The sequence below is a fragment of the Flavobacterium sp. SOK18b genome (assembly GCF_014156605.1).
In the GTDB taxonomy this organism is placed as follows: Bacteria; Bacteroidota; Bacteroidia; order Flavobacteriales; family Flavobacteriaceae; genus Flavobacterium; species Flavobacterium tiangeerense.
Window position 1 is genome coordinate 46,080 of sequence record NZ_QKNZ01000005.1, and the last position, 15,318, is coordinate 61,397.

Genomic DNA, 15,318 nt, shown 5'->3' on the forward strand with positions numbered 1-15,318 from the left:
ATGAAAAGAATCTCTACTTTACTTTTAATCTCCTTTGTGGCAAATTTGACTTTTGCACAAGAAAAAAAAATCGACAAAGTCAATACCTTTATAGTGAAGAATTCAGGAGCAATACTTAACAAAGAGAAAGATGTTGATGGTTATTATTTCTTTTATGAATTGGATAAACTAAAAAAAGGCGACCGTGAGTTTGCAATTCAAGTTTTAGATAAAAATCTAGTAGAAGTTGCTAAGAAAACATACATCGATAATAAAAATACTTTTTTGATGAAAAGTAGCTTTAACAATCAAGGAATAATGTTTGCAATGGCTAATTTTAAAGAAAAAAAAATCAGTCTTTTAAGCTACGATAAAAAAGTTAACCAATTACCAACTATTGACATTCCTTTAGAAAGCAAAGAAATTCGTTATATCCAATACATGCAGCAAACAGGTGATTTTAACATTCTATTTCCTGTAGAAAATAAAGGATTCATTTTCAACAAGTTTGAAGACAATAAAAAAATAGGATATTCTTTAAAATACTACCCAACTGATGGTGGAAAATCATGGGAATATAATTCTCCTAGTGATTCAAAAGAAATGTTGTCAATAAATCCTATTGAAGTAAATGATAAAGTAATTGTCGCTTTAGAATCATCAAAATCAAGTCTTTTGTCTAGAAAAATCACTTTAAAGACAAAAATTATTGATGTGAATACAGGACTTTTATTATGCGAAAAAGAATATAATAAAAACAGTAAACCAAGACTGATCAATAATGCATTCCTTGACAATGACAACAATGTTGTTCTAATGGGGGAATATTTTAAAGAAGGTGATAATATTGTTGATGATAAAAGTTTAGGCCTTTTTACTGAGGTTATCAACTTATCAGGAAAAACTTTAAAAGAAAATTTCACTAGCTGGAAAGAAGATGTTGCTAAAATGGCAAAAGTAAGTGGGAATTATATTGAAGATAAAGGCTATATCTATTTCCACAATATTGCCAGAACAAAGAACAATGAGTACTATGCCATTGGAGAATTCTATAAAAGAACTGCAAGTGCTGGAGGAATAGCATTAACAACATTGTCTATATTAGGCGGTGGCGGCGGTGGCGCAAGTGTTACACAACTAACCATTACAAATTCTGTGGTATTTAAGTTCAATTCTGATTTCAAACTTACAGGAATTCAAGAATTTGAAAAAGGAAAATCAAGAGCTCCAAGCTTATCTGATTTTGGAAGCCCTCAATTAAACGCACACGCATTAAAAGCATATGGCGCATTTGATTATGAATATACTCAACTAGACAAAAAAAATGATCGTTTCTACGCTTGTTTTATAGATTACGAAAGATTAAAAGGAGAAAAAAACAAAAGTGCTTTTAAAACTATCATTTATGATAATGGACAATTATCCGAAGATAAAATATATCTAACAAATGATAAAAACAATTCTGATTTTAGAGTTTTACCCGCAAAAGTTGGAAATGTTTTATTACTAGAATATGACAAGAAATTAAAAGAAATAAATATACATTTAGAAAAATTAAATATTAAATAATATCTAATGAGCCACTTAATAGTGGCTCATTTTTTTGCATACACATCAGGAAAGTAATTCCCCATTACTATTATCATCAAAAAAGCCATAACAAAGAAGCAATCACATTATGGCATTTAAGATACTAATAAATCCATAAAAGGCAAGTTTACGAATTGCTAGAATTACAAAATAATTATCTCAACGATTTTCTAGATTCATAATTGAATTATCATTTTTTTTGCCAATTATCTATTATTTCATAATTATATGCACGCATAGTAAATTTTGTGAGTGTTCTAAATTAATATTGATTAAATTAGCCTCAAATTTGGAAAATTAACACAATGAAAATAAAAATAGCTGGAATAGGAAGCTATATTCCTGAGAAAAAAGTAAGCAATACTGACTTTGGCGAACATGTATTTTTGAATGAAGATGGAACTCCTTTTGGCTATCCTAACCAAGTTGTTATTAAAAAATTTAAAGGCATTACTGGAATTGAACACAGACGCTACGCCGAAGATCATCTCAATTCATCAGACTTAGCCTTTTTTGCTTGTGAAAAAGCAATAGCAAACGCATCAATCGATCCAGAAACCATTGATTATATCATTTTTGCACACAATTTTGGTGATGTGAAATATGGCACAAACCAATCGGATATGCTACCTAGCTTAGCCACACGTGTGAAAAATAAACTGCAAATAAAGAATCCAAAATGTGTTGCTTACGACATCCTCTTTGGATGCCCAGGCTGGATTGAAGGCGTTTTACAAGCAAATGCATTCATCAAATCTGGAATGGCAAAAAGATGTTTAGTAGTCGGTTCCGAAACACTTTCCAGAGTTGTTGACGTTCATGACAGAGACTCCATGATCTATTCAGACGGAGCTGGTGCTGCCATTATTGAAGCTTCTGATGATGAAACTGGAATGTTAGCCTATGAAAGTGCCACATACTCCATTGACGAGTCACACTATTTATTTTTTGGTAAATCATACAATATTGATTTAGATCCAGATACCCGCTACATCAAAATGTACGGTCGTAAAATATATGAATTTGCGTTAAACAATGTTCCCTTGGCCATGAAAAGCTGTCTTGATACCAGCGGAATAGGCATTGACGACGTGAAAAAAATCTTGATTCACCAAGCCAACGAAAAAATGGACGAAGCCATTATTCAGCGATTCTATAAATTATTTGACAAAACTGTACCTAAGGACATCATGCCTATGAGCATCCATGAATTAGGAAACAGCAGCGTTGCAACCGTACCGACTCTTTTTGACTTACTAATTCGTGGTCAAATAGAAAATCAATCCATTCAAAAAGGGGACATCCTTCTATTTGCCTCTGTAGGCGCAGGAATGAACATCAATGCCTTTATTTATAGATATTAACTACAACAATTGCACGAGTACATGAAGCTAATCCGGCTGTACACTGCAATTCCTCGTTATAAAACTTGTTTTTCTAAGGGGCAATAAAGCTTCTGTTAGTCGCTTTTTGCCCCTTGAAAAACTACATTTTATACCTGCGGGATTTTCGTTGCCATCCGGGCTAAAAAACAGTGCCCAAAACACATTTATTACTATATTTGTACCTGCGTGCCACAGCGGCAAAATCAAAAAAACATGTACGAAAAAACATTTCCTAATAAAAGATTCAAACATACCTTAGAATTTTTAAAACAACACGTTACCACCTCAGAAACCATCTTTGATTTAGGAGTACCTAATCCGTTTTCTAAAATCATGGAAGAAAATGGATACCAAGTAAAAAACACCAAAGGAGAAGATTTAGATAACGACCAAACGGCATTGCAAACCGAAACTTATTCTGTTTTTACTGCCTTCGAAATATTCGAGCATTTATTAAATCCATATACTGTTTTAGAAAATGTAAACTGCAATAAATTAGTCATTTCTATTCCGTTACGTCTTTGGTTTTCGCCAGCGTACCGCAGCAAAACCGACATGTGGGACAGGCATTACCATGAATTTGAAGATTGGCAATTAGATTGGTTATTAGAAAAAACGGGTTGGAAAATCACCGCTCGAGAAAAGTTTACACATCCGGTAAAAAAACTTGGCTTTAGACCTTTGTTACGCTATTTCACACCTAGATATTATATTGTTTGCGCTGTTAGAGAAAATAAATAATAGAATAAAGAAAACAGATTTTTCTAATGAGATATTATATCGTAATTCCATCACATAACGAAGAAGCATTGATTTCTTTGACACTTCAATCCTTAGTGGACCAAACTTTTTTACCAGCTAAAATTGTAGTGGTAAATGACAATTCTACTGATAATACAGCTGCTGTTGTCAATTCATTTATCAGTAAACATCCTTTTATTTCATTGGTTAACAAAACTTCAGATGCTGTTCATTTACCCGGAAGTAAAGTGATTCAAGCCTTTCAAACAGGTTTTGATACTTTAGATGAAAACTATGATTTAATTGTAAAAATTGATGCCGACCTAATATTTCCTGCTAATTATTTCGAAACAATTATCAAACACTTCCAGTCCGATGAAAGAATTGGAATGGCAGGTGGATTTTGCTACATCGAAAAAAACGGTGAATGGATACTCGAAAACTTAACAGACAAAGATCATATTCGTGGCGCATTAAAAGCCTATAGAAAAGAAACCTTTCAACAAATTGGCGGACTAAAACCAGCCATGGGTTGGGATACCGTAGATGAATTATTATGTAAATTTTATAATTGGAAAGTCGTAACTAATGCAAGTTTACACGTAAAGCATTTAAAACCAACAGGTGCAAATTACAATCAAAAAGCACGTTACAAGCAAGGCGAAGCTTTTTATACACTTGGTTATGGGTTTGTCATCACAGCGATAGCTTCGATAAAACTAGCTATGATGAAAAAAAAACCACTTCTTTTTATAGATTACATAAACGGTTTTTGGAAAGCAAAAAAATCAAAAACACCTTTATTAGTTACTGTAGAACAAGCAAAATTCATACGCAGTTACCGATTGAAAAAAATGAAAGAAAAACTGTTTTAGTTTTACAGCAGTAAACTATTAATTTACTTGACTCGCAAAATGCTTACAATTTTGTAATTTAGCCCATATTCGTAAACTTATGATGCTCATTCGATATATAACGCAAATAGGAAGATACTTCCTGATGCTTAAAGAAATTTTCAACAAACAGACGAAATGGTCTGTAATGAAAAAATTAATCTTCAAAGAAATTGATGACTTGGTCATTGACTCACTTGGGATTGTTGCTTTTATTTCCTTTTTCGTGGGAGGTGTAGTGGCTATTCAAACTGCATTGAACCTTACAAACCCATTAATTCCAAAATATCTTATTGGCTTTGCCACAAGACAATCTGTGATTCTTGAGTTTGCTCCTACCTTCATCTCTGTTATTATGGCTGGAAAAATGGGTTCCTTTATTACATCAAGTATAGGAACGATGCGTGTTACAGAACAAATTGATGCGCTAGAGGTAATGGGTGTAAATTCCTTAAATTACCTTGTTTTTCCAAAAATTATAGCCTTATTACTTTACCCTTTTGTAATAGGAATTGCTATGTTTTTAGGTATTTTAGGTGGCTGGATGGCTGGTGTTTACGGCGGATTTATATCTAGTGACGAATTTATAAACGGGACTCAAATGGAATTCATTCCGTTTCACATTACGTATGCTTTTATAAAAACCTTAATTTTCGCTATGTTACTTGCTACAATTCCCTCTTTTCATGGCTACTATATGAAAGGCGGTGCACTAGAGGTAGGAAAAGCAAGTACAGTGTCATTTGTATGGACATCTGTTTGTATCATACTTATCAATTATATATTAACACAATTGTTACTAGGGTCATGATAGAAGTAAAAAACGTAGAAAAATCATTTAACGGAAATAAAATTCTAAAAGGGATATCGACTGTTTTTGAAACAGGAAAGACAAACCTTATTATTGGACAAAGTGGATCTGGAAAAACTGTTTTATTGAAAAGTCTTTTAGGAATTCATACACCCGAGACTGGACAAATTTGTTTTGATGGTCGCGTGTACTCTGATTTGGAAGCTGATGAAAAAAGAGAATTGCGTACCGAAATTGGAATGGTTTTTCAAGGAAGCGCCCTTTTTGACTCTATGACCGTAGCCGAAAATGTAGCGTTCCCTTTGAGAATGTTCACCAAAGATAATACTGCAAAAATCAAGGAACGTGTTGATTTTGTTTTAGACAGAGTTGCATTGGTTAAAGCTCATAACAAACTACCATCTGAAATATCTGGTGGAATGCAAAAACGTGTTGCCATAGCTCGTGCTATTGTAAACAATCCTAAATACTTATTTTGTGACGAACCTAATTCAGGATTAGACCCAAATACGGCAATTTTGATTGACAACCTCATCAAAGAAATCACCGAAGAATATAACATCACTACTGTAATTAATACACATGACATGAATTCAGTAATGGAAATTGGTGAGAAAATTTTGTTCTTAAAAGATGGTTTGAAAGCTTGGGAAGGTACCAAAGAAGAAATTTTCAGAACTGATAATGAAGCTGTAGTTGCTTTTGTATACTCCTCAAACTTGTTCAAAAAAGTGAGAGAAGCCTACTTGAAAGAATAAGCAATTATGATTGTAGCAGTTCAACCTCAGCATTTGGATTAAAAAGGTAGAGTTTACCAGAACTTATTTCGAGACATTCAAAACGCTTAGTTCTTACAGCTATCTTCTTGAAAATTTTTCCATTTTTAATTCGGAAAACACTACCATACGGAATTTCGAAAACATAATTTTTATCATTTTGATTGTCATACTGTTTCAAGGCTAATGCCAAAGTAGTATCGGTATCACTTGTAGCACTTGGATTTCTAAAATGTCTTGCTAGCAAGGGTAACAAATGATTGGGATAAATCTCTGGCCGAATATAAGGAACCATCAATTGCTGAAAAGTATGTTTCCATTCTTGACCATGCGGTTTAATATTGCGACCATATTTCTCAAAAGCTACAAGATGAGCAATTTCATGAATAAGAGTCATTAGGAACCTATATTTGTTTAAGCTACCATTGACTGTTATTTCATGTTTACCACTTAGCCCTTTCCTGTAATCGCCATGACGTGTAGCGCGTTCATTAACAATTTTCAAATGAACACCATGCATCACGATCAATTCAAATGCAGGTTTGACGGCATGATCAGGCAGAAATTTAGCAAGCGTTTCTATCAAAATAATTCAGAATTATGGATTTGTAGAAGAAACTTGAAGTACTTTACCGTTAAAATATTTATTGCCATTTAAAGTAAAATCAAAAATATAATTTGCCATTTCATTTGCTTGAATAGGTGCTTGATATCCAGGAAAAGCTTCTTCCAGCATTTCAGTTTGAACAGAACCTAGTGCAAGAACATTAAACGAAATTCCTTGCTCTTTATACTCCTCAGCTAATAATTCAGATAAGGTAATAACAGCTCCTTTACTTGAACTATACGCAGCTAAACCAGCAAATTTCAAACTTCCTTGAATACCTCCCATAGAACTTATGGTTACAACATGACTCCCTTTTTGCAAGTACGGCAAACAAATGCGAGTTAAATTAGCAACTCCAAAAACATTGACTTTATAAATATTTTCAAAATCTTCTTGAGTGGTTTCAACAAAAGGCTTCAGTAATAAACTTCCTGCGTTATGAATCACAGCATCTACTTGTTTCCAAGATTGGTCCAGAAATTCTTTTACTTTATTTAATTCTGATTCAACAGACAAATCAACTGATAGGCACGTAATATTTTGGTATGCTACTAATGCTTGTGGAATGTTTCTAGAAATTGCCAGCACTTGATGTCCCGCGGTTGCAAACTGCAATGCCAATTCAAACCCAATGCCTCTACTAGTTCCAGTAATAATGATATTTTTCATAGGACAAAAATAAACAAAAACAGCAAAAAAATACTGCTTTACCTGGAGATTGTTATCTCAATAAAAATTAAAATTCGTATTATTACATGTAGTATTAAATCAAAACATGAACCTTTGAATTCTCAAAATATGACACAGAATCTATACTATGAAATAGCCCAAATAAGTGACATTGACGGAGTGCTGGCCTTACAAGAATTATACCTCGTTGCAAACCTAACTGAAACTGAAAAAGCTGCTGGATTTGTCACTACTCCTTTTACAATCTCACAATTAAATGAAGTTATTGAAAAAAAAGAACTATTCATTGCAAAAGACCATGATAAAATTATTGGGTACATTTTTGCTGGAAGTTGGGATTTTTTCAAACAATGGCCCATTTTTGAATACATGAGTTCACTACTTCCGGAATTACACTTTTTAGATGATACTTTTACGCTATCCAATAGTTTTCAATATGGACCAATTTCAATTCATCAGGATTACCGTGGAAAAGGACTAATATTCCCTCTGTTTGAATTCATGCGCGTACATATGTCGCAAAAATATCCATTAGCCTTAACTTTTATAAACAAAATCAATATTCCTTCTACAAAAGCACATACGCAAAAACTGAATTGGTCAATCATTAGCGAATTCCAATTCAACAATAATGACTATTACATTCTTGCGTATGATATGAATCAAGCCCTTCCTTAACTATTTGAGCATGATGATTTCGTGAGAAACCGTATTTGCCATTTGTGTCACAGCAGGTAATAATTCTTTAATAAACGAGGTCATGTGAGGAACATCCATCGCTTTGAAATCATCGGAAACATGGTGATAGAATTCAAAATTCTCAAAATCAAAAGTACTTATAGATTGACACGGCACTTTAAAAACATCATAAAAAGAAAAATTATCAGATCTGTAAAACAATTGGTATTCGGCTTCTTTTGGCAAAAAACCAATGGTTTGTTTTCCAGTATATTCATTGATTTTAGCCGCCATATTAGATTTATCAAAACCAGTAATGTAGGCTAGATAATCTCTTTTCATAGGAACGCCAATCATTTCAATATTAAAGTGAGTGTACAAGTTGAAATTTTGTTCTTTTAGTTTTTTAGCCAAATGCTTAGATCCTAACAACCCTTTTTCCTCTCCTGCAAAGAACACAAACAGAATACTTCGCTTGTTGTTTTTTGTTATGCTAAAGTATTTCGCCATTTCAGCAACCGCAGTGGTACCTGATGCATCATCATTGGCACCGTTGTTAATAAAATCACCATTAACACCTTTTTTTGTAATACCAATGTGGTCGTAATGCGCACTCAGAAGTATAAATTCATTTTTCAAAACAGGATCACTACCTTCAAGATAACCTACAACATTAAAAGCAGTTTCTTTAAAAGTAGATAAGGTATCTCTATACGATTTAAAGTAAGGCTTTACATTATTATCCTTAAAAAATTGTTCTAAATAATCTGCAGCTTTCACTATGCCAGGTTGCCCTGTTTCTCGACCTTCTAATGCATCTGACGCTAAAAATTGCAATGTAGCAGCTACTTCTTTTTCATTTACTTGATACACCGCTTCAATACTTTTAAGCGGCAAAGTACCATTAGTTTGAGCAAAGACTGTTGCAGTTGAAAAGCATACAAGAAAAATTTTAGGAAGAGATACGAAAATATTTTTCATAGATATTGTGGTTTAGTTATTAGCGAAATTTATAAATTTTATGATGGCATTTTTTTTGAGAAATACTTTTTGTAGACTTTTATAATTTGAAAAAGAGCTAAAACAACAAAAAACAACGGAAAAAGTACTGGGACTACAAACGTTGAAAAACTTGTTGTGCGTTGTGCCAAAACACTTAAAAGCAATATCAAAGCAAGCATTCCTGCAAATGTCCCTGCCAAAGTTCCTGCAATATAATACAGTTTCAACCTTTTTGCAACCGTAATATAATTCCCATTCATTAAATATAGGTTCCATCCTGTCCAAAATGGAACTTGAACAAAATTTATTGCACTCAATCCCAGACCAATTAAAAAAGGAGAAAAAGCAGCATATTTTTCAAATACTGACGGGCTATTTAGCGATGTATTCCCGCTAAAATAAAAAGTACAGGCAAGAATTAAGAGAAAAAAAATGGCAAAAAAATCAATAACCTTCATTAATTTCTTATTGGAAACAAGTTGTTTTGCAAAAAGTAATGTGAAATAAATAACAAACATTTCTACCACTAGAATGCCAAACAAAAATAATAACAAACTACTTATTCCAAGTTTCGAATAGATTTCAAAACCAATCAAGTTTAGATAACCTAATGGAATTGAACCAATAAAGCTGACCAAAAAACCAACAAAAATATTTTTTATGGCTCTCATGGAATCAGAAATTTATAATTTTTTTACTTTGTTCTAGGTGCATTCTATATTCCTTCATTCCCTCTTTTTGTCTTAAATAAGGAACACCTTTATTATGATTGGCCACACTTATTTCATACATATACGTAATGTGACGCCCTAATTCTTTCCAAGCAAAAAATAGTGAATGTTTCGGGTCATAAATATGAGTTGGCTCACTACCTGCTCCATTTAACTCTACCACAGCAAAATTAATTCCTTGTTCTAATTCTTCGATAGTATTGTACATGACATCCAGTCTACCAAAATAAAAACCTGGGATTTGCAAACACATTTCGTTAATCGTTTTTGTTAATTCTGGAGTTATCCAATGACTACCATCTACAAATTTTGCACCGCGAGCATGATTGCCGTAAGGAACTAAATTTAACTTCTCGCCTTTTGGTAAAATTTCGAATAATTTTTTACCGTACTCTTTTTTCAAGACATTCAATTGAAGTTCATATCGCGGATTCTCCTTGATTAACTCTTGAACGGTTGAAAAACCATCTCCAGTAATAATCAAGAATTCTTTAGATACTATTCCGGTAATTCTTCCTAATTTTTCATTAGGATAGCGCACATAAAAAATACCAACCTCATTTGAAAAAGGTATTAAATCTTGAACCAAGTAATTGAAATTTGCTTTTTCAGCATATTCTTTTAAATCCTGAACCGTGTTAATTTTTTTGACTCCAGATCCTCTTAGTCCAACATCTGGTTTTGCAATAAACGGATACTTAATCGCTGCGCTTTCAACAGTCTTTATAACATTTTCTACCGCAATTCCTTCTTCTATTAATTCTGTTTTTGGGTAATACTGCTGCGGTATCAAATCATAAATTTCTTTCTTAGACTCCATCATAAAACCTCCATTTTTTATAGTGGGATTAGAAGCATTAAAGAAAAAAATCGATTTTGCCTTGATTGAATAGTAAGACCACAAAAAATAAATAGGAATATAAACAATTTGAAAAGGCCAATATTCCCAATGGGTAATTTTATGAAAAAATAATTTCAAAATTGTAGTATTTAGATGGTGATAAATGAGGTTGAAAAATCGAGTTGTTCTACCAAATCATAATGTAAGATACTAACTTTATTTTGATGTACTACAGCCTGAGTAATACTTAAGGTTTTCATCTCGTTATTTCGATTAATTACTAAACCGTTTTCCTCATTTCCTTCCTGCGTATTCCGATGAAAATCATATAGTTTTTCTTTTGAAATAACATCAGTTTCGCTCATAAAGGTATGAAACCAATCAGCTCGTTGTTCCCTCACCAAAGCTGGATACAAAGTAGATGAAGACCAAATGTGATTTTTATTGTTATCTAAAGCTAGAGTTTGCTTATTGTTCCCATCCCAACGCAATTGAAAAAGTTCCTGATTTTGAAATAACACTAAAGTAAATGGTTCTATTGCCTCTAAATCAATTTCAATCCAAAAATCTTTTGGAGACGTGCTACTAATCATTTCTAAAACAATCAAGCCACGGCTTTTTCGATAAGGTAGTTGGACTTCATGTTTTTCTGCGGCACCATTTAGCAATACCAAAACAGTTCCATCAGCTTTGGTCACAAACCATGTTCCACCAGCTTTTGGATCCTTTGGAAAAATAAGATTTTGTCCATTTACTGTATAACTTTTTGGAGGAATGGCACTAGGTCTTATTGTTTTTTCGTCCCGGTTCGAAGTAATGATAAAACTATCATTTGTTGCTACAAAACTTACTGTGCACATTGATTTCTATATTCTATGGTTGATCTTGCAACACCAAAATTTGGATCAATGGTAACGGTTTCACATTGTAATATCGCAACTTTTATTAGCGCTTGATGGTGAATACAGTGTTCTAAATTATATAACAATTCTCTATTATAGTTACTGTCGATTCGGATTTCTTCTCCGTCAATAATTTGCAATAAGGTTATGTTTTTATTTTCCTTCTCTAAATTTTGTTGGACAGCCCTAATATTTTCTATAGCAAAAGTCGTATCCGTTTGAATAAGGGTGTTACGCTCTCTTTTATCATAGTTCACTACTCCTAAATCATATTGATTTTCAAGACATTGAAACATTTCAATAATATGTCTCGTATGCTCTCCAATAGTAGCATTGCTTAATTCTGCACAAGAATTTGAATATTCTGTTTGTGACAATTGACCTAGCAAATCTATCAGTTCGTTTAAACTATTATGTATAGAAGGTATCAGCATAAAAATGTATTAGTTGAGTGTTGCAATGGTTTAAAAAAAGAAATCTAAAATCACAACTCAACAAAGAAAAGCAATTAGTATCAAATTAAAAAGAGTCCCGAAATCATTTTTAAACAATAAAAATCTTAAAAAATCTTAAAATACTAATTAAGACCATAAAAAAACCCTTTTCAATCGAAATTGAAAAGGGTTTAAACTAGATCTGTATAACTTTTAGGAAACCAATCCTCTTGAAATCACGATACGTTGAATCTCTGAAGTTCCTTCGTATATCTGTGTAATCTTAGAATCACGCATCATACGTTCTACATGATATTCAGCAACGTAACCGTTTCCTCCATGAATTTGAACCGCTTCATTAGCTACCTCAAGAGCAATTTCTGAAGCATATAATTTTGCCATTGCACCAGAGTGTGCAATATCTTTACCTTCATCTTTTTCACAAGCAGCTTTCATTACTAATAATTTAGCAGCAGTGACTTTTACGTACATATCCGCTAATTTAAAAGCTATAGCTTGATGGTTGAAAATCTCTTTACCAAATGCTTTTCTTTCTTTTGAATATTTCAAAGCTATTTCATAAGCTCCTGTAGCAATACCTAATGCTTGAGATGCTATACCAATTCTACCTCCGTTTAATACGTTCATGGCAAAAGCAAACCCAAAACCATCCTCACCAATTCTATTTTCTTTAGGAACCTTAACATCTGTAAACATTAAAGAGTGTGTATCACTACCACGAATTCCCATTTTCTTTTCTTTTGGTCCAATATCAAAACCAGCCCAACCTTTTTCAACAATAAAAGCATTGATACCCTTATGTCCTTTTTCAACATCTGTTTGTGCAATAACTAGGTATGTAGAAGCCGTACTTCCATTTGTAATCCAGTTTTTAGTACCATTTAATAAATAATGGTCCCCTTTATCTATTGCAGTTGTTTTTTGAGAAGTTGCATCACTTCCTGCTTCTGGCTCAGACAAACAAAACGCACCAATAACTTCTCCTTTAGCAAGTGGCACTAGGTATTTCATTTTTTGTTCTTCTGAACAATATTTTTCCATACCAGCGCAAACTAATGAGTTGTTAACAGACATAATAACAGCAGCAGACGCATCTACTTTTGCTATTTCGGTCATTGCCAATACATATGAAATACTATCTAAACCTGACCCTCCGTACTTAGGATCTACCATCATTCCCATGAAACCCAATTCGGCCATCATCTTCACTTGCTCAGTAGGAAATTTTGAATGTTCATCACGCTCAATCACTCCTGGTAATAATTCTGCAACTGCAAAATCTTTAGCAGCCTGCTGAATCATTAAATGCTCTTCGGTTAGATTAAAATCCATATTTTTGTTGTAAATTAATTGTTCTTAAATTTGCCCCCAAAAGTAATTATTAAATATCAGATTTCAAACGATTTCGCAATTTTAGCCAATGTTTAAAGAAAAATACAATATTATAGGTGTAATGTCAGGCACGTCGCTAGACGGCATTGATTTGGCACACATTGTTTTTACTACAAAAGACAATACATGGGAATTTGAAATTTTAGAAACTCAAACTGTTTCATACTCACCAGATTGGTTAAACAAATTAAAAAGTGCCGTTTCTTTCTCTACTGAAAAATTAATTGAACTGAATGAATCTTATACACAGTTACTAGGTGAGGTTATCGCAAATTTCATTTTAAAAAACAAGCTCAACTCTATTGATGCCGTTTGTTCCCACGGACATACTATTTTACATCAGCCAGAGAAGGGTATTACTTTACAAATTGGAAATTTACCACAAATAGCAACAATAGTAAAACAAAAAGTAGTTTGTGATTTCAGAGTTCAAGATGTAGCACTAGGGGGCCAAGGCGCACCACTTGTACCTATAGGAGATCGCATTTTATTTAGTGAATACGACTATTGCATGAATTTAGGTGGGTTTTCAAACCTATCATTTGAAGTAAATCAAGAACGGATAGCCTTTGATATCTGCCCTGTAAACACGGTATTAAATCACTATTCTAATGTACTGGGATTGGCTTATGATGACAAAGGTGCTATTGCAAAAAAAGGCGCATGTCATTCTACCTTATTACAAAAATTAAACGCATTAGACTATTACCAAAAAAAACACCCTAAATCACTGGGCTTTGAATTTGTTAAAGAAATAATTATTCCCTTGATAGACCAATATGACTTATCAATTGAAGATAAGCTTAACACCTTTACAAATCATATTGCTATACAAATAGCAAATGCGTTGCCAAACAAAACTGGAACACTATTTATTACCGGAGGCGGAGCTTACCATAATTTTTTAATTGAAACAATACAAAATGAATTGCCACTGGCTACAATTATAATTCCTTCACCTAAAATTATCGAATTCAAAGAGGCACTGATCTTTGGAATACTTGGAATATTGCGATTAGAAAACAAAATCAATGTATTAAAAAGTGTGACAGGAGCCAAAATGAATCATAGTTCAGGAAAAATTTATGAATAAATAAATATTTTTCATTAATTTTAAGACAAATTAAAACAGAAATCATAATTTTAAAAGTACATTATTCTCAATACCATTACAATCCTTTTTTTGAGCTATATTTGCAGACTGTTTTAAATCCATTTTTTTTAATTAAATACCACATTATGAAAAAAGTACTGATAGTATTCGCCTTAATGAGTGCCCTACAATTTAATACCGTAAATGCACAAAAAAACTTTACTGTTAACGGAGTTAATATTCCTAGAACAATTGAATTTAAAGGAGTAAATCTTACCCTTAATGGAGTCGGACAACGCTCTAAATTTTTTACTGACTTATACATTCAAGCTTTATACTTGACAAAGTTTAATCAAGATGCTAAACAGATTCTTGAAAGCGGTAATGAAATGGCTGTTGCACTTCACATCACGTCTGGATTGATCACTTCAAAAAAACTATCTAAAGCGCTTGCAAAAGGGATGGAAAAATCTGTAGGAGAATCCGGAGTTCTGAAATTTACCAAAGAACTTCAAGAGCTTGAAGACTTATTAAGCACCGAAGAGACTAAATCTGGTGATGTTTTTGAACTTACCTTTAATCCTCAAGATGAATCATTATGGATTACAAAGAATAAAATTTACAGAGGTAAAATTAAAGGACTAGAATTCAAAAAAGCATTCTACGGAATTTGGCTATCTGAAAACCCTGTTGACAAAACATTGAAAGAAGATTTATTAGGAAAAGAATAACTAAAAAAAATCTTTATTCTT

The 15,318-nt window shown here is 32.8% G+C and carries 17 protein-coding genes; 9 read left to right on the forward strand and 8 right to left on the reverse strand.

All coding sequences use genetic code 11. From position 1 onward, the window contains the following. The 6 genes from DNC80_RS01095 (at position 1) to DNC80_RS01120 (ending at position 6,157) form a co-directional block, all read left to right on the forward strand. Positions 1-1,548: a DUF6770 family protein gene (locus DNC80_RS01095; RefSeq protein ID WP_182648492.1), complete on the forward strand. Its 1,548-nt coding sequence runs from the start codon at positions 1-3 to the stop codon at positions 1,546-1,548. Between the two features lie 326 nt (positions 1,549-1,874). Next, positions 1,875-2,933, forward strand: a complete 1,059-nt coding sequence (locus DNC80_RS01100) for a 3-oxoacyl-ACP synthase III family protein (protein WP_182648494.1) — start codon at positions 1,875-1,877, stop codon at positions 2,931-2,933. 234 nt (positions 2,934-3,167) lie between these two features. Then, positions 3,168-3,695 (forward strand): methyltransferase, encoded by a 528-nt coding sequence (locus tag DNC80_RS01105; protein WP_182648496.1) that lies wholly within the window; start codon positions 3,168-3,170, stop codon positions 3,693-3,695. A gap of 26 nt (positions 3,696-3,721) precedes the next feature. Continuing rightward, complete coding sequence (locus DNC80_RS01110) at positions 3,722-4,570, forward strand: glycosyltransferase family 2 protein (protein WP_182648498.1); 849 nt, start codon at positions 3,722-3,724, stop codon at positions 4,568-4,570. Between the two features lie 79 nt (positions 4,571-4,649). Then, the gene (locus DNC80_RS01115) at positions 4,650-5,399 is read left to right on the forward strand and encodes an ABC transporter permease (RefSeq protein ID WP_086453470.1); all 750 of its coding nucleotides are present in this window, start codon (positions 4,650-4,652) and stop codon (positions 5,397-5,399) included. Next, complete coding sequence (locus DNC80_RS01120; protein WP_144893976.1) at positions 5,396-6,157, forward strand: ABC transporter ATP-binding protein; 762 nt, start codon at positions 5,396-5,398, stop codon at positions 6,155-6,157. The genes DNC80_RS01115 and DNC80_RS01120 overlap by 4 nt, the downstream gene beginning before the upstream one ends. 4 nt (positions 6,158-6,161) lie before the next feature. Here the strand turns inward: DNC80_RS01120 and DNC80_RS01125 are convergent, their stop codons facing one another. Next, a complete protein-coding gene (locus tag DNC80_RS01125) occupies positions 6,162-6,761 on the reverse strand; it encodes a SprT-like domain-containing protein (protein ID WP_182648500.1) in 600 nt (199 codons plus the stop codon). Between the two features lie 12 nt (positions 6,762-6,773). Further along, positions 6,774-7,451: an SDR family oxidoreductase gene (locus DNC80_RS01130; protein ID WP_182648502.1), complete on the reverse strand. Its 678-nt coding sequence runs from the start codon at positions 7,449-7,451 to the stop codon at positions 6,774-6,776. Between the two features lie 129 nt (positions 7,452-7,580). Here DNC80_RS01130 and DNC80_RS01135 point away from each other — a divergent pair, with 129 nt between their 5' ends. Continuing rightward, a complete protein-coding gene (locus tag DNC80_RS01135) occupies positions 7,581-8,150 on the forward strand; it encodes a GNAT family acetyltransferase (RefSeq protein ID WP_182648504.1) in 570 nt (189 codons plus the stop codon). On the opposite strand, the gene DNC80_RS01140 is transcribed toward DNC80_RS01135, so the two are convergent. The 6 genes from DNC80_RS01140 to DNC80_RS01165 all read right to left on the reverse strand — a co-directional run bounded on the left by DNC80_RS01140 (position 8,151) and on the right by DNC80_RS01165 (position 13,413). Next, positions 8,151-9,131, reverse strand: a complete 981-nt coding sequence (locus DNC80_RS01140; protein ID WP_182648506.1) for a M28 family peptidase — start codon at positions 9,129-9,131, stop codon at positions 8,151-8,153. Positions 9,132-9,169: 38 nt separating this feature from the next. Next, on the reverse strand, positions 9,170-9,823 hold the full coding sequence (locus DNC80_RS01145) for a hypothetical protein (RefSeq protein WP_182648507.1): 654 nt from the start codon (positions 9,821-9,823) through the stop codon (positions 9,170-9,172). A gap of 4 nt (positions 9,824-9,827) precedes the next feature. Continuing rightward, a complete protein-coding gene (locus tag DNC80_RS01150; protein ID WP_182648509.1) occupies positions 9,828-10,862 on the reverse strand; it encodes a D-alanine--D-alanine ligase in 1,035 nt (344 codons plus the stop codon). A gap of 11 nt (positions 10,863-10,873) precedes the next feature. After that, on the reverse strand, positions 10,874-11,584 hold the full coding sequence (locus DNC80_RS01155; RefSeq protein ID WP_182648511.1) for an NRDE family protein: 711 nt from the start codon (positions 11,582-11,584) through the stop codon (positions 10,874-10,876). Then, positions 11,572-12,060 carry a DinB family protein gene (locus tag DNC80_RS01160; RefSeq protein WP_182648512.1) on the reverse strand — a complete coding sequence of 163 codons (489 nt, stop codon included), beginning with the start codon at positions 12,058-12,060 and terminating at the stop codon, positions 11,572-11,574. Before DNC80_RS01160 ends, DNC80_RS01155 begins: the two co-directional genes overlap by 13 nt. A gap of 213 nt (positions 12,061-12,273) precedes the next feature. Beyond that, the gene (locus DNC80_RS01165; protein WP_144893994.1) at positions 12,274-13,413 is read right to left on the reverse strand and encodes an acyl-CoA dehydrogenase family protein; all 1,140 of its coding nucleotides are present in this window, start codon (positions 13,411-13,413) and stop codon (positions 12,274-12,276) included. An 88-nt stretch (positions 13,414-13,501) separates the two neighbouring features. Between DNC80_RS01165 and DNC80_RS01170 the strand changes: the two genes are divergently transcribed. Together DNC80_RS01170 and DNC80_RS01175 are read left to right on the forward strand one after the other, a co-directional pair. Next, positions 13,502-14,566, forward strand: coding sequence for an anhydro-N-acetylmuramic acid kinase (locus DNC80_RS01170; protein WP_182648514.1), 1,065 nt, complete (start codon positions 13,502-13,504; stop codon positions 14,564-14,566). Between the two features lie 146 nt (positions 14,567-14,712). After that, positions 14,713-15,297: a chalcone isomerase family protein gene (locus tag DNC80_RS01175; RefSeq protein ID WP_182648516.1), complete on the forward strand. Its 585-nt coding sequence runs from the start codon at positions 14,713-14,715 to the stop codon at positions 15,295-15,297. The last annotated feature ends 21 nt before the right edge of the window (positions 15,298-15,318 follow it).

Excerpts from the sequence above, each read along its gene's own strand:
- DNC80_RS01135 (WP_182648504.1), top strand. The coding sequence starts at position 7,581 with ATGACACAGAATCTATACTATGAAATAGCCCAAATAAGTGACATTGAC.
- DNC80_RS01140 (WP_182648506.1), bottom strand. The coding sequence starts at position 9,131 with ATGAAAAATATTTTCGTATCTCTTCCTAAAATTTTTCTTGTATGCTTT.
- DNC80_RS01110 (WP_182648498.1), top strand. The coding sequence starts at position 3,722 with ATGAGATATTATATCGTAATTCCATCACATAACGAAGAAGCATTGATT.
- DNC80_RS01155 (WP_182648511.1), bottom strand. The coding sequence starts at position 11,584 with ATGTGCACAGTAAGTTTTGTAGCAACAAATGATAGTTTTATCATTACT.
- DNC80_RS01115 (WP_086453470.1), top strand. The coding sequence starts at position 4,650 with ATGATGCTCATTCGATATATAACGCAAATAGGAAGATACTTCCTGATG.
- DNC80_RS01120 (WP_144893976.1), top strand. The coding sequence starts at position 5,396 with ATGATAGAAGTAAAAAACGTAGAAAAATCATTTAACGGAAATAAAATT.
- DNC80_RS01130 (WP_182648502.1), bottom strand. The coding sequence starts at position 7,451 with ATGAAAAATATCATTATTACTGGAACTAGTAGAGGCATTGGGTTTGAA.
- DNC80_RS01145 (WP_182648507.1), bottom strand. The coding sequence starts at position 9,823 with ATGAGAGCCATAAAAAATATTTTTGTTGGTTTTTTGGTCAGCTTTATT.
- DNC80_RS01100 (WP_182648494.1), top strand. The coding sequence starts at position 1,875 with ATGAAAATAAAAATAGCTGGAATAGGAAGCTATATTCCTGAGAAAAAA.
- DNC80_RS01095 (WP_182648492.1), top strand. The coding sequence starts at position 1 with ATGAAAAGAATCTCTACTTTACTTTTAATCTCCTTTGTGGCAAATTTG.
- DNC80_RS01160 (WP_182648512.1), bottom strand. The coding sequence starts at position 12,060 with ATGCTGATACCTTCTATACATAATAGTTTAAACGAACTGATAGATTTG.
- DNC80_RS01105 (WP_182648496.1), top strand. The coding sequence starts at position 3,168 with ATGTACGAAAAAACATTTCCTAATAAAAGATTCAAACATACCTTAGAA.
- DNC80_RS01170 (WP_182648514.1), top strand. The coding sequence starts at position 13,502 with ATGTTTAAAGAAAAATACAATATTATAGGTGTAATGTCAGGCACGTCG.
- DNC80_RS01165 (WP_144893994.1), bottom strand. The coding sequence starts at position 13,413 with ATGGATTTTAATCTAACCGAAGAGCATTTAATGATTCAGCAGGCTGCT.
- DNC80_RS01175 (WP_182648516.1), top strand. The coding sequence starts at position 14,713 with ATGAAAAAAGTACTGATAGTATTCGCCTTAATGAGTGCCCTACAATTT.